At 51.3% G+C, this 19,790-nt stretch carries 15 protein-coding genes; 1 reads left to right on the top strand and 14 read right to left on the bottom strand.

The annotated features are described in order from the left end of the window. Positions 1–79 precede the first annotated feature (79 nt). Positions 80–295 carry an alanine racemase gene (locus VN24_RS28605; protein ID WP_082084095.1) on the top strand — a complete coding sequence of 72 codons (216 nt, stop codon included), beginning with the start codon at positions 80–82 and terminating at the stop codon, positions 293–295. Here the strand turns inward: VN24_RS28605 and VN24_RS23455 are convergent. From VN24_RS23455 to uca, 14 genes are all read right to left on the bottom strand, one after another. Next, on the bottom strand, positions 194–1,693 hold the full coding sequence (locus VN24_RS23455; RefSeq protein ID WP_045672397.1) for a M81 family metallopeptidase: 1,500 nt from the start codon (positions 1,691–1,693) through the stop codon (positions 194–196). The genes VN24_RS28605 and VN24_RS23455 overlap by 102 nt on opposite strands. Positions 1,694–1,745: 52 nt before the next feature. After that, positions 1,746–2,546, bottom strand: coding sequence for an ABC transporter ATP-binding protein (locus tag VN24_RS23460; protein ID WP_045672398.1), 801 nt, complete (start codon positions 2,544–2,546; stop codon positions 1,746–1,748). Beyond that, entirely contained in the window at positions 2,539–3,510 is a 972-nt protein-coding gene (locus tag VN24_RS23465) for an ABC transporter ATP-binding protein (protein WP_148505293.1), read from the bottom strand. The genes VN24_RS23460 and VN24_RS23465 overlap by 8 nt, the downstream gene beginning before the upstream one ends. An 11-nt stretch (positions 3,511–3,521) precedes the next feature. After that, positions 3,522–4,394: an ABC transporter permease gene (locus VN24_RS23470; protein WP_045672399.1), complete on the bottom strand. Its 873-nt coding sequence runs from the start codon at positions 4,392–4,394 to the stop codon at positions 3,522–3,524. A gap of 12 nt (positions 4,395–4,406) precedes the next feature. Continuing rightward, the gene (locus tag VN24_RS23475; RefSeq protein WP_045672400.1) at positions 4,407–5,411 is read right to left on the bottom strand and encodes an ABC transporter permease; all 1,005 of its coding nucleotides are present in this window, start codon (positions 5,409–5,411) and stop codon (positions 4,407–4,409) included. A 24-nt stretch (positions 5,412–5,435) separates the two neighbouring features. Continuing rightward, positions 5,436–7,037, bottom strand: coding sequence for an ABC transporter substrate-binding protein (locus VN24_RS23480; RefSeq protein WP_052703112.1), 1,602 nt, complete (start codon positions 7,035–7,037; stop codon positions 5,436–5,438). Positions 7,038–7,174: 137 nt separating this feature from the next. Then, positions 7,175–8,014, bottom strand: a complete 840-nt coding sequence (dat, locus tag VN24_RS23485) for a D-amino-acid transaminase (protein WP_045672401.1) — start codon at positions 8,012–8,014, stop codon at positions 7,175–7,177. A gap of 59 nt (positions 8,015–8,073) precedes the next feature. After that, on the bottom strand, positions 8,074–9,210 hold the full coding sequence (locus VN24_RS23490) for a M20 peptidase aminoacylase family protein (RefSeq protein WP_045672402.1): 1,137 nt from the start codon (positions 9,208–9,210) through the stop codon (positions 8,074–8,076). Positions 9,211–9,258: 48 nt separating this feature from the next. Then, positions 9,259–10,080, bottom strand: coding sequence for a GNAT family N-acetyltransferase (locus tag VN24_RS23495; protein WP_045672403.1), 822 nt, complete (start codon positions 10,078–10,080; stop codon positions 9,259–9,261). A gap of 17 nt (positions 10,081–10,097) precedes the next feature. Then, complete coding sequence (menC, locus tag VN24_RS23500) at positions 10,098–11,213, bottom strand: o-succinylbenzoate synthase (RefSeq protein WP_045672404.1); 1,116 nt, start codon at positions 11,211–11,213, stop codon at positions 10,098–10,100. Positions 11,214–11,237: 24 nt separating this feature from the next. Continuing rightward, complete coding sequence (locus tag VN24_RS23505; protein WP_045672405.1) at positions 11,238–12,095, bottom strand: MurR/RpiR family transcriptional regulator; 858 nt, start codon at positions 12,093–12,095, stop codon at positions 11,238–11,240. Positions 12,096–12,992: 897 nt separating this feature from the next. Further along, on the bottom strand, positions 12,993–14,093 hold the full coding sequence (locus VN24_RS23510) for a DUF4349 domain-containing protein (RefSeq protein ID WP_052703113.1): 1,101 nt from the start codon (positions 14,091–14,093) through the stop codon (positions 12,993–12,995). Between the two features lie 141 nt (positions 14,094–14,234). Beyond that, positions 14,235–16,046 carry an allophanate hydrolase gene (gene atzF, locus VN24_RS23515; RefSeq protein WP_045672406.1) on the bottom strand — a complete coding sequence of 604 codons (1,812 nt, stop codon included), beginning with the start codon at positions 16,044–16,046 and terminating at the stop codon, positions 14,235–14,237. Further along, positions 16,043–19,783 carry an urea carboxylase gene (gene uca, locus VN24_RS23520; RefSeq protein ID WP_045672407.1) on the bottom strand — a complete coding sequence of 1,247 codons (3,741 nt, stop codon included), beginning with the start codon at positions 19,781–19,783 and terminating at the stop codon, positions 16,043–16,045. The genes atzF and uca overlap by 4 nt, the downstream gene beginning before the upstream one ends. Positions 19,784–19,790: the final 7 nt, after the last annotated feature.

Below are 19,790 nucleotides of genomic sequence, written 5' to 3' on the forward strand. Positions count from 1 at the left end.
AAACCAGTCCAAAACGCGGCAGCGTTTTAGACTGGTTTTTTGTTCGTAGCGACAAGGATAGTTTTGACAGGACACCAAAATCCGACGATTTGAAGATCACGGCATCACTGTTCCCATTAAGCATGCCAGCAACAGTGCAGCGGCGATCCAGTATCCCGAAATGCATCTGGATATGATTCGGGCTGGCATCGCCCTATATAGGCTTTATCCATCTCCCGTCATTCGGCATCCAATAATCAATTCGATTATCCAAGGGATAAATCGGTCTGTTAATCCTCTTATAATCGACGGTTGACAGTTTGCCTGTGGTCAATCCAGGTGAATCAACCGTAATAATCTCCTTTGCAACGGACTCATAATAAGCCCGGAAATGATTGGCGGACTTTAACGCAACGATCTTATATTTTGTTACATCAATTCCATGCAAGAGGAAAACCTGCTCATCAAAAGTTTGCATTTTGATTGAACAAACGATGATATCGACATTGCCTACTTGAAGTCTGGCTGATTTCCCTAAATTATGTTTGAGGCCTTGCCACATAGGTGATGATTGGATAATTTTTCCATCTGAGAGACATTTAACGTAGCCTTTAATTAACAAAGGTTCGCCATGCAAGGAATCCGTTTTTCCTCCCAGTTTCACATCAATAGTAGAACCGATACCTGCTTTATGAGCCTTGTCCGCCACTTCCGGGTCGCAAATAAAACCGAAGCAGGTATTTGGAGCATTTTGTTCAATCATTGCCTTCAACAGGTGTGTACCGTCCCCAGGACCTCCTCCACCGGGATTATCCGAATATTCATTAATGACAATCGGACGTCCCTCAAGCGTTAATGCCTGTTTAATCCCTTGTTCCGGTGTCGGATAGACGGATTGAAATTCATCCCTTTTTCTCCATATGATTCGAGCAACATGCTCACTTACTTGTTTGGCCAAGTCCAGATTATCATTTGAGATCGTCAAAACAGAAACGCCCGCATCCGGTACATCAGAACGAGAAAACCCATGGAAGAAAGTACAATCTATAATATCCGGCGCCTTCTCCCATTCCCAACAAATTTCATTGATATCTTTAGCCGGGGATTTATAAGTCGTAGTTGCGGGAATCAACAAAGGCAATTTAACCAGGTTCATTACGGGATGAACCGTGCCCTGAATGATTTGTACAAGTAAGCTGATCGCTTCGATAGCCCTATCATAAGAATCCGTATGGGGATAATAATTATCGCCAATAAGGGCGTTCGATTCCTGAATCATTTTCTGTGTAACATTCGCATGAAGATCCAGGGTTGCGACAATAGGAATCTCATATCCCACAACCTCACGTATGGCTTCCAATAGACTTCCTTCTACATCGTCAATACCTTCAGCGATCCCAGCTCCATGCAAGTAAAAACATATTCCATCAAGTTCGCCCGCATTTTGTATGCTGGCAACAAGTTCATTTTTCAATATTTCATACGTTTCTTTCGTAATAATACCTGAGGGTTGAGCAAAAGCCGAAAAGGCAGGTACTATTTCAACCCCTAGTTGGTTGCATTGATCTATCATCCCGCCTAGAAAGTCTTTCACACCAAGATGCCTTTCAATGATCTGTTGACCCTGGTCCCATTCATGAAAATGATTAACCGTAGTTTTTACGTTTGAAAAAGTATTCGTTTCATGTTCAATTTGACCAATTGCAACTCTCATTTTCATTCTCCTCGCACCTTCATCAGATATTCTCCGGGAACCTCAACCATGTTCAACCCCCTTTACCAGTATCGATACACGAGTCAAGGATGCTTGGGAGAGAAGATAGCAGCGTTCGAGTATAAAGATGATTCGGATTTTCGAACAATGATCGGGAAGGACCTGTTTCCACAATCTCCCCTCTGGACATGACAGCCACCCGATCGCACATATAACGGATGACGGCCATATTATGGGAAATGAATAAATAGGTTAAATTCCGTTCTTTTTTTAATTCTTTGAGCAAATTTAACACTTGGGCTTGAACCGAGACGTCAAGAGCCGAAGTAGGTTCGTCTAGAACGATAAAAGAAGGATCCGTAATGAGCGCGCGGGCGATCGCAATCCGTTGTCTTTGACCGCCGCTGAATTCATGCGGGTATCGCGAGAGGTGTTCTTCTTTCAATCCAACCCGTTTCATCAAGGAATGAAGCCTGGACGGCCCCCCCCTTGCTTGGCGTTCGCTTCGGGAAAGTGCGTACAATGGCTCAAGAATAATATCTCTTACCGTCATTCTAGGGTCAAGTGAAGATTGCGGGTCTTGGAAAACGATCTGAATTTCTCCGGCGCGCGGATTTTGAAATCGCCCTTTTTTCCATAAAGGGCTGCCTAGATAAGAGATGTTTCCGCTTGTCGGATCTTCCAGGCCGATCAGCATCTTGCCGATCGTGCTTTTCCCGGAACCGGATTCTCCCACGAGTCCGAACGCTTCTCCTTGAAGGATGCTCAGATTGGCCTCCTGAACGGCTGTTACCGTCTTCTTCCCTTTGCCATACCTCTTTTGGACTTGCTGAATTTGTATAAGCTCATTCATGGCTTCCTTCCCTTTCCAACCAACATGCGACCGACTGATCGGCCGTTCGCCGTTCCAATATAGGCTTTTGAACCCGGCACCTATCAACGGCCTGAATGCAACGCGACGCGAAGCTGCAGCCCTTCGGACGATTGCGCAAATCGGGCACCTCTCCGCCAATGGCGAGCAAAGGCTCGTCCGGATCTGCCAAATCTGGAAGGGCGCTCAGCAATGCCCTTGTATATGGATGCTTCGGGGAGCGAAGAACCTCCGATGTGATACCTGTCTCCACGACTTCTCCCGCATACATGACCACAATACGATGGCACATTCGGGAGACGACGCCTAAATCATGCGTAATGAACAGAATCGATGTTCCGCGTTTATCTGAGAGTTCTTTCATCATCTTCAGAATCTCGTGTTGAATCGTGACATCTAAAGCTGTGGTCGACTCGTCGGCAATGAGCAGATTAGGTGGAGCCGCCATCGCAAGCGCAATCACCACCCGCTGTCTCATCCCGCCGCTTAATTCAAACGGATATTTGCGGGCCACGACCTCCGGGGCGTGGATATGGACTTCTTCCAAAGCCTCTACGGCTTTCCGGTACGCCTCTTTCCTGGACAAGCCCCGATGTCTCTTGATGACTTCCGCCAATTGGCTACCCACCGTCATCGTAGGATGAAGGGCTGTCATCGGTTCCTGAAAGACCATGCCGATCTCTTTCCCCCGAAGCGCCTGTATTTCCTTTTTGTTGAGGGTAAGGACGTTTCTTCCGGCATATCTGATTTCGCCGCCCGTGATCGTAGCGTTCTTCTCCAGCAGGCCAAGAATCGATAATGCCGTAACCGATTTCCCGGAACCCGACTCCCCCACGACGCCGACGATTTCGCCTTTTTGAATGGAATAGCTAACGTTTTGCAATGCCTTGACCGTACCCCGGATTCCTTGAAATTCCACAGAAAGATTGTTGATTTCGAGCAGCATCTTTTCTCCTCCTATCGAGCGGATTTGGGATCGAGAATATCCCGAATGCCATCCCCAATCAGATTCAACGCACCGGATGCCAAAAAAAGAAATAAACCGGGGAATGTCGCATACCACCAATAATCCAGCAAGTATTTCCAGCCAATGCTAATCATCGCCCCCCACTCCGGGGTCGGCGGTTGCGCACCCAAGCCGAGAAAACCAAGCGTTGCGACCAACAGGATCGTATCCCCGACATCAAGCGTAAGCTGAATCACAATAGGAGAGACGACATTGGGGACGATGTGACGGGCAATAATCCGCCATGGTTTGATCCCGAACGTAAGAGCCGCTTTGACGAACAGCTTCTCCCGCAAGGCAAGCGTTTCTCCCCTTGCCAAACGGACGTAAACGGGTATTTTCACAATCGCGATCGCGATCATGGCGTTTTGCAGGCTCGGTCCGAGCGAGGCCGCTAATGCCATGGCCAAAATAAGAGTAGGGAAAGCAAGAATCATATCCATAATCCGCATCAGGATTTGATCGATTTTGCCTCCGAAATAACCGGCAACGGTGCCGATAACCGTACCGCAAGCAGCGGCGACAACTACCGAAACGATCCCTATGCCTAAAGAAAGACGCGCACCGTATAAGATACGTGAAAAAATGTCCCGGCCCACTTCATCCGTCCCAAACCAATGTTTCATCGTCGGCTCTTGAAAACGGTCGAGAATATTGATTTTGTTCGGATCGTAGGAAGTGAGCAGCGGGGCTGCCAACGATAGCAGGATAATGACCCCCATAACGGAAAGGCCGATCAGCGTCATCGGATTTTTCTTCAGCTTATACCAGAGCGGATTGACCTCTTTAACGGGGAAGTTGACTTCATTCGTTTGAATTTGCAACGCGAATCCCCCCTATTGTTTAATTTGCGGATCCAGGATGTAATAGATCAAATCGATCAGCAGATTAATGAGCGAATACCCGATTGATATGACCAAGGTAAACCCCATAATCGCCGGAAAATCCAGATTCGCAATGGAGTCAACGACGTATTTGCCCATTCCCGGCCATCCGAAAATGGTTTCGGTTACAACCGCTCCGCCGAGCAGGGACCCGAAGGACAATCCGACCACCGTAACGGTCGGGATAAGCGCATTTCGCAACGCGTATCGGAAAAGAAGAAATGCGCCGCTGATCCCGTTGGCGAGCGCCGTACGGATATACTCCTGTCCCAACACTTCCAGCATGCTGGCCCTTACCTGACGGGTAATGATCGCCAGCTGTGCGTACGAGAGCGTGATCGCCGGAAGCAGGATGTGCCATAAACTGTTTTTAAACGCCGGCCAATTCCCCGTCAGCAGGCTGTCTATCAGGTACAACCCTGTTATTTTCGAAGGAGAGGTTGTCGTTAAATCCAATCGTCCGCCGGAAGGAAACCAGCCCAGATAGCCATAAAAGATGAGGATGACGACCAATCCGCTCCAGAAGACGGGTGTGGATACGCCGGCGATCGAAAAAACACGCGCCCCGTGATCCCATCCGGTATCTTTTTTCACTGCGGACAGGACCCCAAGCGGTATGCCAACGAGAATCGCAATCAAAAAGGCAACCAAAGCAAGTTCAATCGTTGCCGGAAAAAATACGAGCAAATCATGAACGACCGGCTGCTGCGTACGTATCGAATTTCCAAGATCGCCCGTTAATAGTCCTTTTAGATACATCCAATATTGGACCCAGACCGGTTGGTCCAGGCCCAATTGATGGCGGACTAGGTTTAAGGTCTCCTCATTCGCTTTCTCGCCGACCAACATTCTCGCGGGATCGCCCGGAATAATGTGGGAAAGCAGAAAGGTCAGCAGGGTGACGCCAAAAACCACGAGCAGAAGCATGGAGACCCGTTTAGTAATCATCCGCTCCATGTGAAAACAACTCCCGTCCAACTCCTATTTTGACATCTCTTGCAGATTATAAATCCCATTCAGCATCGGATTGTCAATATATCCTTTTACGTTTTTATTCATCGGAAGGAGAAAATCCCTTTGATAAAGATACAAATACGGCGCCTCGTCAATGACGATTGTTTGAGCTTCTTTGTAGAGTTGCTCTCTCTCCGCTCTATCGTTGCTCATTGCGGCCTTGCGAACGAGTTCATCCACCTTGTCGTTCTTGTAAAAGGCGCGGTTTCCGGACAAACCGAAATTGTTGGAATCAAACCAATAGTTCATGTACATGAACGGATCGGCAAAATCCGGGCTCCAAACTCCGAGAGCCAGATCAAAATTGCCTTTGTCGATCATTTCGCGTTGGGTAGCGTAGGCCACTTTTTTCAACTCGACTTTGATCCCGACATCTGACAAGAACGCCTGAATGGCCAACGCTTCTGTCTCCCACCAAGGCCATCTGTCAGAATAGAGAAGGCTTAAGTTAAGATTACCTGCTCCGGCTTCGGACAGCAGCGACTTGGACTTGGCGGCATCGAGCTGATATTGTTTAGCCTGATCGTCATGGCCCCATATTCCTTTCGCAATGGGTCCGCGCATTTGTGTGGCGTAGCCTTGCTGCACCGTCTTCGTAAGGCTTCCGTAATCGATTGCGTAGCTGATCGCTTGCCGTATCTTCGGATTTTGCAGGGCAGGGTTGCCTTTGCTGGAATTGATGTAAACATAGTCTACAAATAAGCTTGGTTTTTGAACGATCTGTACGTTTTCAAACGCTTTTACCGCGCTTAACTGTTCAACCGGTATCCCTTCGGCGATATCGATCTCGCCTTTCTCCAACTGTAAGCGTTGGGCGGATGAATCGGCAACAATTTTGAAATAAACCGTTTTGATCGCAGGCTTTGCGGAATAGTTTGGGTTCGTTTCAAGCTTCAGATACTCTCCCTTTTTCCATTCCGTCAGTTGGTAAGGTCCGCTCCCCATCGTATGGTTTGCCATATAGTTTTGGCCTAGGTCTCCGTTTTCTTCATGATCCATAACTTTAGGGTTTACAATTCCTCCATAGTTTGCTGCCAATGTGGATAAAAAGGGAGGGAAGCTATTTTTCAAAGTGAAGACAACGGTATTGGAGTCTAGAACTTTAATTTCTTGAATGACTCCAAATACATCCACAGGTCCTTTAGCTATTTTCAGAGTTCGGTCAAAGGTGAACTTGACTGCATTCGCATCTACCGGCGTTCCGTCCGTGAATTGATGGCCCTCGTTCAAAGTAAACGTCCACGTTAACCCGTCAGGGCTTACCGTCCATTCTTTAGCCAGCCCCGGCTTCACTTCCGTCGACTCTCCGTCGTAATCAACGAGCCTTTCGTAGGTCGGATACGTTATTTTCCAAGCGGCGTTATCCACCGTTACGGCCGGATCAAGGGTTCCCTCATCCGCCGTCATGGCAACGATTAAAGTGTCTTTCCCGCTCGTATTCGTTCCTGACGGCGAGCTCGCAGGCGTCGTTGTGGAAGCCGGCTGAGAGGAGTTATTGCTGCAAGCGGATAAGGCAATGACCAGACTTACGGTTAACATGATCGAGAAAATCTTGTTTTTCAATTTCATAGTTTCTCTCCACCCCAATGTATTTTTGTTTAATTCAATTACTTCACTTGGATTGCATAATTTTTTGATTTTTCCGAAAATTAATCGAAATCCTTCCCCATATTCAAATTCATTTCGTTTTCAGGACAGAAAGCATTTCAAAATCTTTGGATCATCGTCTTCAACTGCTCATAGAGGGCTCTTGCAACAGGACCGGGTTCACCGCTGTTGATTTCTTCGTCATTAATACGGACCACCGGCATAATCTCGCTTGTTGTACTCGTAATAAAAACTTCATCCGCCCGGAGCATGTCCTCCGGAGTAAAATAGGCTTCAACAAATGGAATGTGAAGCTCCCCGGCTATTTGTTTGACTGCCATTCTCGTAATTCCGGGTAAAATACGGTTGGAAAGCGGCGTTGTAAGGATGGAACCATCTTTCACCATGTATACATTGGAGCTTGTCCCTTCGGTAACTTTACCGTCTCGCACCAGAATAGCTTCAAAACATCCTTTTTCATAAGCGGCTTGTTTGGCTAATATGTTGGGCAGCAGATTGAGTGATTTAATATAGCAATTTTCCCAGCGCTCATCAGGATGCAGCATAACGCTTACGCCGTTTTCCCTTGCCTCAGCCGGAGGTTCCCGGAAAGGTTTAGCGGTCATCGAGACGGAAACGGGACAATCCGGAAACAGATGATCTCTCGATGCGATCCCTCTCGTCACTTGTAAATAAATAACAAGGTTCGTTAAACCGCTTTTGTCCATCAATTCCGAGATCGTATGTTTCAATGATTCCCGGTCTTGCTGCAGAGGCAGCTTAATAGCGGTAGCGCTCTGATATAATCGATCCAAATGTTCATCCAACATAAAAGGTACGCCGTTATAAATTCTCATAACCTCATACACGCCGTCTCCGAACTGATGACCTCTCTCCTCAATAGGGAGGGCAGGTTCATCCGATTCAATAAAATTTCCATTGAAATAAGCCACACTCATGAGAAGCCCTCCTTATCCAGTGACTTTTTGCCATGTTGGAACCTCTCTTAAGTTCATCATTAGGCAAACAGCTTGATCGTTGATGTTGCCAATATCGCAACGCCATCTTGCAAAGACGCAAGATTAAACGCCATTTTCGGATGATGCAGCCCTGGCTTCAGGTCTGACCCCAATCCGACCATCGTCGCGGCGATATGCCCTCTCTCTGCCATGTAAAAATGGAAGTCTTCCCCACCCGGGGTGACCGGCGGCGGACTGACTGCCGAAGGCCCGAGTACTTCGCCGATTGCTTCGCCGACTATTCGCTCCATAAAAGCATTCGGAATAGCGGCAGCTGTCCGGGACGCCGTTTCTACTTCCACCTGAGCGCCGTTTGCTCCGCCAGCGTACAATACGGCCTTCGTCACTTTATCGATCAAATCGGTCATTGCTTCATTTGTCTGCGCGCGCAGGTCAATGCCAAAATGGGCCTCATCAGGGATAATATTCAGATTGCCGCCCCCCGCCTGCGCTTTCGTCACTTTAGCGGACATCGGGACGGTCGGATCCACCTTGACAGCATTGACCGCATGAATGATGGCTGCTAACGAATCGACTGCATTAATCCCGAGATTCGGCCTAGCCGCGTGAGCCTGTTCTCCCCGGATTTTCCCGGTCAGTTGCACTGTTGCGCCGTGATAAATCGCAGCAGAAGCCATCCCATAAGGCATCTCCTGAACGGGTCGAAGATGAATGCCCAGCAAGTAATCCACATCATCGACTACACCTTTTTCTATGAGCAACTTGGCTCCTTGACCCGTCTCCTCGGCTGGTTGGAAAATGAATTTAAGGCGTCCTTTAGGAGTAAACCCGATCTCCTTCAAACAACGCATCGTGAGCAGCAGCATCGTCATATGAGCATCATGACCGCATGAATGGTTGGCCTTCCATTCCCCGTCTACATGTTGATACAAAGCGTCGATGTCCGCGCGCAAGGCGACCGTCGGCCCTTCCAGCTTTTCATCCCACACCGCAGCTACTCCTGTTTGATCCGTTATCGTCTTATAGGAAAACCCCATCTTGCCGATTTCCTGACAAAGAAATGCCGTTGTCTGCTTTTCCTTCCAGCTTACCTCGGCCAAATCGTGCAGTTTGCGGTAAAGATCTATGAAATGTTCGTTATTTTCCTTTATCCACGCCTCTATCGTTTCCAACATCGCCCCGTTGCTCCCCCCTTCTCATCAATAAGTGCTAATCAAGTGCTATTAGACCGGTTCCTCATTTTCAAGAACATAGTAATTCACAGGCCCATCCTCGCGTAATAAACCTACAACAAAGTATCCTTGGGAAAGCGCCCGCTCCATATGGTTGCGGATATGAAAACGCCAAGAGCGGACCAGTTCAAAATCCGTCTGCTTCATGTCATGAATCGCCTTCGGAACCACGAGGAGATAACCTTTGCCGCCATCCGGGGAGCGCTCCTTGTCCGGATGCGGGAAATTTCCCTCCAGCTTCCAGTCGTACAATTTCTCGTACGTTTTCCAATCGTCCGTCTCCAGCGTCTTGCCGGCGAGCGCCTTTTCGACACGGGACGAATTCAGCTTCCATTCGAGAAGCAGCCGATCCGAAGGAAGACCTTTGTTGATCAGATCGTTCATCTCGCCGTAGTAAGAAGGGATGTATGTTTTTACATATCCCCCCAGCTTGCAAAGGTTCAAGAAGGCGTTCCGGCTTTCCAGCGGATCGAACGTCCAGACGATTTTGCCGTATCCATAACCGACCGCCCACTCCCGTTGTTTTTCTTTCAAGCTTTTCCCTAATCCCGCATTGCGAAATTCAGGAACCACCGCCGCCATTTGTGAGACGATATAAACTTCTCCGCCGTCAAATCCGGGAAATCCGTAACAAAAACCGACGATTTTATCCCCATGCAAGGCTGCGATAACCGCCCCCCCATGATGAATAGCCGCAATCAAGTGCGGCATTGGGGTAATCGATCCCGCACCCCATACCACTTGTTGAAGTTCGATAATCCCTGGCAATTCTTCGGGTTTTGTGATATTTTTGTACGTTATTTCGGTGTCCATAAGATCCCTCTCCGCCTTTATCTCGACGTCCATTCAGCTTCACGCACCACATAGTTGCGGACATTCCGCTCATTGACTTCGTAGCCGATACCGTCACCGGCGGGCACGGCCAACATTCCCGGCGCAATGAACGCCACGCTCGGCTCAACGATATCTTGCTCCCAATAACGGCTGGAAGCCGACGTATCTCCCGGTATCGTAAAATTGCTAAGCGATGTGAGAGCAATGTTATGAGCGCGTCCGACGCCCATTTCCAACATGCCTCCGCACCAAACCGGAATGCCGTGCCGCTCGCATACATCGTGGATTTTTTTAGATTCCGCATGCCCACCGACACGGCCTAATTTAATATTGATAATTTTGCAGCTTCCAAGCTCGATCGCCTTTCTGGCGTCTTCTGCGGAATGGATGCTTTCATCGAGACAAATCGGGGTTTTTAACTGTTTTTGCAGTTTGGCGTGATCGATGATGTCGTCATGCGCAAGCGGCTGTTCAATCATCATCAGGCCATATGAATCCAGTTCTTTCAACAAATCGGCTTGTTCCAGCGTGTACGCCGAATTGGCATCCGCCATAAGCGGAACATCGGAGCCAAACCGCTTGCGAATCGCTTCGATCACTTGAATATCAAAGCCCGGCTTTATCTTTACTTTGATCTTTTTGTACCCTTCAGCCAAAAAACGCTCCACATTTTGCAAAACCTGCTCTACCGTCGCCTCGATTCCGATGCTGACCCCGACATCAATCGTTTGTTTGACCCCACCTAAACGGGAGGCCAGAGAAATCCCTTGCTGTTTGCAATGCAAATCCCAGACTGCTTCCTCAATGGCCGCTTTGGCCATGTAATTGCGGCGAATAGGGGCAAATAATCGCGAGACGTCCTCGGGTTCCGTCACATCGCTTGCAAACAGTTTCGGGATCAGGAAGTTCTCCAGCATGTACCATACGGTACCGCTTGTTTCCTCATTATAAACGGGATGGGACATCGCTACGCTTTCCCCGTACCCGATAGCACCATCGCCATATACGCTCACCAAAATAAAATCTTTTTCCTCCGACCGGCCGAAGCTCGTTTCAAACGGCGCCTTATACGCCACTTTCAATTGCTGCAACCGCACACGCTCGATTATCATCAACTTATCTTTCCTTTCCGTGAATTATTCGACGAATACATGATGTTTTGCATAAAATTGTTCCATACTTTGATGACGGGCCCGAATTCGCTCTTGATCTTTCAAGTTGACGCCAATCATAACCGCATGCAATAAACTGATCACAGAAGAAGTGGAACCTATCCCAGTATCTGCATCCATGTTGACGTCGGTAAGAAGCGTAATGTCTGATATGCGCCCAATCGGAGAAAGTAGTCGGTCGGTAACAGCGATGATCGTTGCTCCCTGACTTTTTGCATGTTCAGTTACCATAAGAGTATCCCTGGAATATCGGGGAAAGGAAATCGCCACAACTGCGGACTGATCCGTAAGATAGAACAGTTTTTCGTTGTTTCCTCCGACAGAAGGACATAAATGAACATTTTCGCGCATCTTGCCAAGCATAAAGGAAAACCAGTACGCTTCCGTATACGCAGCTCGGTTTCCGACAATTACAACTTGATCGGCTTTATGAATGGCGTCCGCCATTTTACAAATTTCCGCTACATCCAGTTGATGAAGCGCTTGTTTTAAAATAGCAATCTCATTTTCTACGACTCTGGCGAACATGTTACTTTCATTTACAGGAATATCTTTCCTTTCATATTCCACAGAATCATTTGCGCTTTGCAGAATCTTTTGCTTAATTGTTTGCTGCATGGCGGAGAAACTGGAAAATCCAAGAGCATAGGACAATCGAATAACAGTTGTTTCGCTTACTTCTACTTCGCGCGCGATTTGAACAGCCGTGCTAAGCGCGGCCCTTTCCAGGTTTTCCAGAATATATTCGGCCACCTTTTTTTGCGATACTGACAGCTCATTAAATTTTTCTTTGGCGAGATTCTCAAATGCTGACGTTTGCATAACATCCTCCTATCGGAAAAACCGAAGAATTATATCCTTCATTATAAGATATGAATGAATTAAATACAACTGTTTTATGTCACGTTATATAACAAGTCGTTAAGTAAACTTAAAGACTAAATTGTAAATGTATATTAATATGACATTCAAGTAACGCCATTCCGAGTATTTTCAACCATGAGGTCGTAACCAAAGTACGCAAAGGAATTATTGAAGCTGCCATCCTAACCGGTGTTGCACGGGGAATTCCGCCGGATTTTAGATAATCGTAGACAAGCAGTCCGCAATGATCCCTTTGCTTAGCCTATATCTTTCTTTTTCAATCTAATATTTTATTTTCCTTGAACAATTTATAAAGCTGTAATGATAAAGCTCTTGTCATCAGCAATGACAGAGCTTTATCACATTAAACAAAAATACCGAAATTTCTCGGCATTTAATGCGGTCAAGGTGTCGCACCCCCGCATGCGCTGAGAAGTGTATTCTTCGTGGCCAAGAGTACAAGTTCTTGTCCTCAAATGGGAAAGGATATATGTTCTTGTCCTGAGCAAAAGACAAGAACATATATCCATAAAATAAAAAAGCCGCGCAGCGCGCAGATCTTAATGAGTGTATGTTCTTGTCCTCCGACAATTAAAGCTTGATCCGACGAAGTCAATTTTAAAGATCAACGTCGTAGTTAAACGAAATGCTGAAGATTTTGAACGGCTATCCGCGGCCTTTTTTGCCGAGATCGAAAGTAAATATTTGTAATCCGAAGCAACGGGTTACGTTAATTAAACAAAGAAGCGGCAGTCCAGGACAACTTTTTTCTTCCCAGACTGCCGCTTCTATTTCGACAAGTTAGTCTTCCATATTAACATTTTATGTTTCCAAAATTATAGATGAGGTAGGGCATCAACTTTTCGGCTTTCTGTCAGCATCGGGGCTTTCGTCTGCAATGGAGGACGGCGGTGCCGGGTCGGCAAGTCCGGTGCCGGGCTTCAATGTGTGCAACGGTCTGCCGCGGAATGTCCGCCGGAAGAGCCAGAGCAGCGCTAATCCGATAAGAAGCAGGATCAGCACGGGCAGCGCGCCTGCTGCGAAGACGAGCACGCCTTGAAAAATGGCGCTGATTCCTTTTGTGCTTGCGGTCAGAGCATCGCTCATCCGGACACCAAGCGCTTTAGGTCCGTCCGGAACAACCGGAGCAGCGGTCACCGGCTGGTACATCCTCAGCTCGATCGTCGAATAGGCCACGTTCGTATCCAGATACCGCATCCGTCCTTTGATCCGCTCGATATCGCCTTGCACGGAAGCGAGCTGGCTGGAGAACTCGAGCAGGTCGCTGGCACTCTGCGCTTTATCCATGAAGGACAGCAGGCGCGCTTCAACGACCTGCTTCGCTTTCAGCCGCGCCGTAAGATCGACGTATTCTTCCGTTACATCAGTCCCTGTCATTTGCCGTTCGAACAGGCTGTGCTCGATCTGCTCCAGACGCGTCAGAAATGACATGAACCCGTCAGCCGGCACTTTCAGCGTGTAAGCCGCTCCATTTTCGGCGCTGTTTTTGCTGTCGCTGAATTTGAGGATATAACCGCCGCTTTGATGGAGAACGTTTTGCAGCGCGACGCTCGCCTTCGCAAAGTCCTTCACTTCCATCGTCAGTGTCGCTTTGTATACGATTTTGCGATCGAACGCGACATCGCCTTCTGTCTCTGTTTCCGAGGTGGAAGTTTCCTGTTGCGAGGAAGCCTTATTCCCCGCTGGAACCGTACCGGTCGATGCTTGATCGCTCAGTGCAGGAGCTTCCGGCGACGAGGCGGATTCGGCTTTTCCTTCCTCCGCTGGAGATGCTGCTTGAAACATGTCCTTGTCGGCTGAGCTGGTCACCGCGGCTGAACTTCCGGCAGTGTCCGCGCTCCCGCTATTCTCCGCCGAGCATCCTGCCAGCAGCGTCAGCGCAATTAGCAGCAGTACTGCGGCTGCCGTTATCCACCTTACTCCTCTTCTGCGCATTGTCTTTCCCCCTTATACGTTTTCCCATTAGACGATCGTACCGTTGGGAATGTTGCCAAAAGAGGAAATATTAGAACAATTTTTAGGACCCTTCATAGAAATCTTGATGCTTTTCAAGTCGGAAATATCAATCCAGGTTGTTTAGCAAACGGCATTTCGCCAGCCTCCAAAGGAGGTAATATCGGCCGAACCGGCTTCGCCGTAGCCTTCACATATAAATCCGGGCACCTCCGTGCCGTCCGCCAGCTCAACCTTGCCGATGCCGAGCGGTCCGGGAATCGAAGCCGCAAAGCCGCCAAATGCGGCAAGCGGCATTTCCCACACTTCGAGCGAAATGGAACGGCCGCCGGCAGTTTGCTTGAGCAGGCCGGGCTTGGCCGGAGTAGTCGCAAGCTTGATCAGGCGGTATTTTGCCGCCGTTATATCCTCGCGGATAAATTTCGCGCCGCAGGCAATCATTTGCTTCTCCAGCGGAAAGCCCCGCATGTGCAGCCCGCATACGGCGACAAGCGTCGTCTCCGGCGAAGCCGCTGTTTCGGCTTGCGCCTCGCTTTGTAAGGAATGAACTGTTGAATGTTCTTCTGAATGATCTGCTTCGCTTTGACCGGTAATTCTCATGAATACAGCCGCCGCACCGCGCAGCAAGTGCTCCTGCTGCGGCAGCGAGAACAACGTGATGCCAAAAGGGAGATCGTCTCCGGCAACGCCAGCCGGCAGCGCGACCGCGCTCAAATCGAGCAGATTGCAATGATTGGTGTAGCGGCCCATATCCGAGTTGGCTCCCACCGGATTCAGACGGACCTGCTCGCGGGTCCACGTTCCGCCGCAGGTCGGCATCAGGAGCACCGCATCCTGAAGCAGCTTCGCCGCTTCAAGCTTAAGCTCGCTAAGACGATGGATGGACCTGAACAGCGAGGCTGCAGTCAGCTTCCCGTCGCCGCCCGAACGAAGAATGGCTTCGGTCACCGGCAGCGCCGAACCCGGATGGGCTTGGGTGAAGCCGCCCAAGGAGGCCCAGCGCTCGGCGATCCAAGGCCCTTCATAGAGAACGGCCGCCGCTTCGGCAAACAGCTCGTCGTCTGCATACGCAATCGGAATATTTGACGACTCCACGCCTTCAACCGCTTTCCTCCAGGCGCTGCGGTATTTGTCCGCATAGGGACCGTAAAATTCCGGTTCACGCTGCGGAAGCAATATTCGCGACGGCAGTCCCTTTTGTCCGACCGGACGATGCTGCGATGCCGGATCTTCTGGATTAACTCCCCGTGCGCAGCGGTCGACCGCTTCCGCATCCTCCAGGCAGTGCGCGAAAACGGTCACACAGTCCAAGCTTTTGCAAGCCGGAACAACACCGCTCGAAGACCACGCCCCGACTGCCGGCTTGTAGCCCACCAGTCCGTTGAGCGCTGCCGGAACGCGTCCGGAGCCGGCCGTGTCGGTTCCAAGCGAAAAAGCGGCCTGTCCGCGCGCAACCGCAACGGCAGATCCGGAGCTGGAGCCGCCGCTGATCAGCTCCGGACGCAGCGCATTGTGCGTCTCGCCGTATGGACTGCGGGTGCCGACAAGTCCGGTGGCGAACTGGTCGAGATTGGTTTTGCCTACCGGAATCGCTCCTGCGCCGATCAGCCGCGCCACGACAAACGCGCTGCTTTCGGGAGTATAAGCAAAATCCGCACAGCCCGCAGTCGTCGGGATGCCCGCCAAATCAATATTGTCCTTGACCGCAAACGGAATGCCCCACAACGGAAGCTCTTCGGGCGGGATTGCCTCCAGCCGCTGTAAATAAGGCTCCAGCAGCTCGAGAGACGGCGGGGTGATCCAGATGTTATACGACTCGTCCGACGCTGCGCGGCGAACGATCTCATATGCGATCTCGCGGGGAGTAAATTCCCCGCTCAAATAAGACGCTCTTAAACCGTTTATCGTAAGCTCCTTTGGAAATGTGCTGTTCATCCGATGACCGCCTCCCGCTCTTCTTTTATTATATCAGCCAGCAGCTTGCCGGCATGCACCTCGTCGCCCGGCTTCACATGTATCGTTCCGACTGTCCCGTCGCAAGGCGCCAGCTGGTTGAACTCCATTTTCATACTTTCCTGAATTATGAGCGTATCTCCTTTTTTGACGCGCTGGCCCGGCTCGACGAGCACTTTCCATACGCTTCCCGGCATCGAGCAGCGTACGGCTACCGCCCCTTCGGGCAGCTCGTAATCGTCGGCTCCGCGAACAGGATCGGGGTCCGACACATATTCGGCAAGCCCCAATCGCTTCCAGCTCTCCCGTTCCTCGCGGAACGCATCCCGCTGCACACGGCGGAAATCTTCGATCGTCTGCCGGTTTTGTTCGAGAAAAACCAAGTAGTCGCCCAAATTAAACGTCGTTTCCGTAATGTCCGCTTCATAGCGCCCGCGCAGGAAATCCTCGCGCAGCTGCAGCAGATCGTCGGCTTCCACCGGAAAGAATTGTATTTGGTCAAAAAACCGAAGCAGCCAAGGCTTGCCGGGCTTGAAGCTCTCTGTCGACCGAAGCCGGTTCCACATTTGAATCGTACGGCCGACAAATTGATACCCGCCGGGGCCTTCCATACCGTAGACGCACATATATGCGCCGCCGATGCCGACCGCATTTTCCGGCGTCCACGTCCGGGCAGGATTATATTTGGTCGTCACCAGCCGATGACGCGGATCAAGCGGCGTCGCCACCGGCGCGCCCAAGTAGACATCGCCAAGACCGAGCACCAGATAGCTGGCGTCAAATACGATGCGCTTCACGTCCGCCAGACTGTCCAGTCCGTTCACGCGGCGGATGAACTCCAGATTGCTTGGACACCATGGCGCATCGGGACGAACCCCCTGCTGATAGCGCTGAATGGCCAGCTGCGTCGCCGGGTCGTCCCAGGAAAGCGGCAGCCGCACGATGCGGGATGGAACTTGAATGGACTCCGGGGACGGAAGCTCCCAGTCGATCTCCAGCACCTTTCGGCACGCTTCCTCTACCGTCATCAAAGCCGGATCCAGATGAATTTGCAGCGAGCGGATGCCCGGCGTCAAATCGCGGACGGGGATAGCACCGGAAGACACGATTGCTTCCATCAGCGCATGGACGCGGAACCGCAGCACCAGATCGAGCTCCATTTCGCCGTATTCCACGAGCAAATTGCGATCTCCGCTGCAGCGGACCGTGATGCGGAACCGCTCTCCTTCTTCTCCCTCCGCAAGCACCGGATACGAAGGCGGCAGCAGCTTCGCTTCCGGCAGCGCCTCCGCAAAAAGTCCGCTGCGCTTGCCCTCGCCAAGCTCGGTCAAGCTCCGTTCCTGCTGCTGCAGCAGCTCGCGCGCTTCCTCCAATGTGATAAGTCTAAAACGAACGGAATCGCCCGGGCGCAGCTGCCCGATTTTCCAAAACTCGGCGGTTGCGGTTGTAACCGGACACACGAACCCTCCCAAGCTGGGGCCGTCCGGTCCGAGCAGAATCGGCATATCGCCGGTCAGATCGAGCGCGCCTATGGCATACGCGTTATCGTGAATGTTCGACGGATGCAATCCCGCTTCTCCGCCGTCTTCCCGGCTCCAGAGAGGCGCCGGACCAATGAGCCTGATTCCCGTGCGGGAGCTGTTGAAATGAACCTCCCACCGCGTGCCCTCCAGCTGCTTCAAATATTCCGGCTTTAAAAATTCAACCGTAGAGTGCGGTCCGGGAATAACGCCGATCGTCCATTCCTTCGTCATGCGCGGACGGCTTGAAGCCTGAAGCTCGGAACCGGAGTCGGTCTGCTGTCCATCCTCGGCGGTTACTGCGAACGGTTCACTTACACTGAAACGGGCGGAATCGTCTTGCGGGAAACCGGATTCCGTAACAAACGCCGGTTTTTCGCCGGGAGCCGCCGCCTCACGGACACGAATGACATCTCCCGGGCGCAGCGCGCGTCCGCCGTGGCCCCCGAATTCGCCAAGCGTGAAGGTTGAGGCGCTGCCCAGCACAGCCGGAACGTCAAAACCGCTTTCCACCAGCAAATAGCCGCGCATCCCTTCTTTCGCTTCACCGAACGTAAGCATATCTCCCCGGTTTGCCGAAATTACACGGTACATCGGAACAGGGCTGCCTTCCAGCTCCGCTCCCATATCCGCTCCCGTCAAACAAAATTTCATCCCGCTGCGGAACCGGTATGAGCCGCCGCGAAGCGTCATTTCAATACCTGGCGCATCTTCGCGATTGCCCAGCAGTATGTTGCCGATCCGAAAGGAAAGCGGGTCCATCGGTCCGCACGGCGGCACCCCGACATCCCAGTGACCGACGCGGCCGGGAAAATCCTGAATCGTGCTCTGAATTCCCCCGTCAAGCACCTCGAGCGCATGCTCCAGGGGCGAAAAACCTCCGAGAAGCCGGGTAAACACATGCCCTTCCCGCACGCTTCGTTCACCGAGAAGCGCCTGCAAATATTGAATGTTGCTTGTAATCCCATAAATTCGCGTGCCCGCAAGCGCATCGGCCAGCTTGTCGATCGCTTCCATCCGGTCTTTGCCGTGAACGATAATCTTCGCCAGCATCGGATCGTACAAGGTCGTAACCGTAATGCCGTCCCGAATCCAGGTCTCGACACGCGCTTCTTCGGGGAACACTCCGCGGTCGATGCGTCCGGCGCTCGGCCTGAAATCGTGCAGACAATCCTCGGCGTATATCCGGGCCTGAATGCTGTGGCCCTGCGGCTTGGCGAACAGCGATTTCAAATCGGTCAGCTCATCTGCAGCTTCGCGCACCATCCATTCCACCAAATCGATGCCGAGCACCTCTTCAGTTACGCCGTGCTCCACCTGCAGCCTTGTATTGACCTCCAAAAAATAAAAGCCGCACGTTTCCGGATCATAGAGAAACTCGACCGTTCCCGCACTGCGGTAACCGACTTCCGCAGCCAGGCTGCGCGCGGCCGAATGCATCGCTTCGCGCACATCCTGCGGCAGATTTGGCGCCGGGCTCTCCTCGATGACCTTCTGGTTGCGGCGCTGAATGGAGCAGTCCCGCTCGCCGAGCGCGACGACTTCGCCGAACCCGTTGCCGAAAATTTGAACCTCAACGTGCCGTGCGCGCGCGATATATTTTTCAAGGAAGACGCCGCCGTTGTTAAAGTTCGTCTCGGCCAAATGAGTAACGGATTCGAAGGCACCGATCAGCGTTTGCTCGTCTTCACAGATCCGCATGCCGATACCGCCGCCGCCGGCCGTGCTTTTCAGAATGACGGGATAACCGATTGCGCCTGCCTGCTCCACTGCGTCGCTCAGCTCGGTTATCAGCTCCGTACCGGGAAGGAGCGGAACGCAGGCTTTGCCCGCCACTTCGCGGGCGGAATGCTTCAGGCCGAACACTTCCATCTGCTCCGGAGTCGGCCCGATAAACGCGATGCCTCGTTCCCGGCAGGCGCGGGCGAAGCCGGCATTTTCGCTGAGGAAGCCGTAGCCCGGATGAACGGCTTCAGCGCCGATCTCGACGGCCAGCTGCAGGATGCGCTCGGCATCGAGGTAGCTTTCCTTGGCGGGTCCGGCTCCAATCAGCACGGCTTCGTCCGCTCCGTCAACATGCAGGCTGTCCTGATCGGCGCTCGTATACACGGCAGCGGACGCAATTCCCATCCTGCGCAAAGTCCGCTCGATCCGAACGGCGATCGCGCCGCGGTTGGCGATAAGAACTTTTTTGAACATTTTTGTC

This window comes from Paenibacillus beijingensis (genome assembly GCF_000961095.1).
GTDB classification, from domain to species: domain Bacteria; phylum Bacillota; class Bacilli; order Paenibacillales; family Paenibacillaceae; genus Paenibacillus_O; species Paenibacillus_O beijingensis.

What these genes read in the sequence shown, in the direction of transcription:
- VN24_RS23455 (WP_045672397.1), bottom strand. Translation starts at nt 1,693, where the DNA reads ATGAGAGTTGCAATTGGTCAAATTGAACATGAAACGAATACTTTTTCA.
- dat (WP_045672401.1), bottom strand. Translation starts at nt 8,014, where the DNA reads ATGAGTGTGGCTTATTTCAATGGAAATTTTATTGAATCGGATGAACCT.
- VN24_RS23505 (WP_045672405.1), bottom strand. Translation starts at nt 12,095, where the DNA reads ATGCAAACGTCAGCATTTGAGAATCTCGCCAAAGAAAAATTTAATGAG.
- VN24_RS23495 (WP_045672403.1), bottom strand. Translation starts at nt 10,080, where the DNA reads ATGGACACCGAAATAACGTACAAAAATATCACAAAACCCGAAGAATTG.
- VN24_RS23460 (WP_045672398.1), bottom strand. Translation starts at nt 2,546, where the DNA reads ATGAATGAGCTTATACAAATTCAGCAAGTCCAAAAGAGGTATGGCAAA.
- VN24_RS23510 (WP_052703113.1), bottom strand. Translation starts at nt 14,093, where the DNA reads ATGCGCAGAAGAGGAGTAAGGTGGATAACGGCAGCCGCAGTACTGCTG.
- VN24_RS23490 (WP_045672402.1), bottom strand. Translation starts at nt 9,210, where the DNA reads ATGTTGGAAACGATAGAGGCGTGGATAAAGGAAAATAACGAACATTTC.
- VN24_RS23465 (WP_148505293.1), bottom strand. Translation starts at nt 3,510, where the DNA reads ATGCTGCTCGAAATCAACAATCTTTCTGTGGAATTTCAAGGAATCCGG.
- atzF (WP_045672406.1), bottom strand. Translation starts at nt 16,046, where the DNA reads ATGAACAGCACATTTCCAAAGGAGCTTACGATAAACGGTTTAAGAGCG.
- menC (WP_045672404.1), bottom strand. Translation starts at nt 11,213, where the DNA reads ATGATAATCGAGCGTGTGCGGTTGCAGCAATTGAAAGTGGCGTATAAG.
- VN24_RS23475 (WP_045672400.1), bottom strand. Translation starts at nt 5,411, where the DNA reads ATGGAGCGGATGATTACTAAACGGGTCTCCATGCTTCTGCTCGTGGTT.
- VN24_RS23480 (WP_052703112.1), bottom strand. Translation starts at nt 7,037, where the DNA reads ATGAAATTGAAAAACAAGATTTTCTCGATCATGTTAACCGTAAGTCTG.
- uca (WP_045672407.1), bottom strand. Translation starts at nt 19,783, where the DNA reads ATGTTCAAAAAAGTTCTTATCGCCAACCGCGGCGCGATCGCCGTTCGG.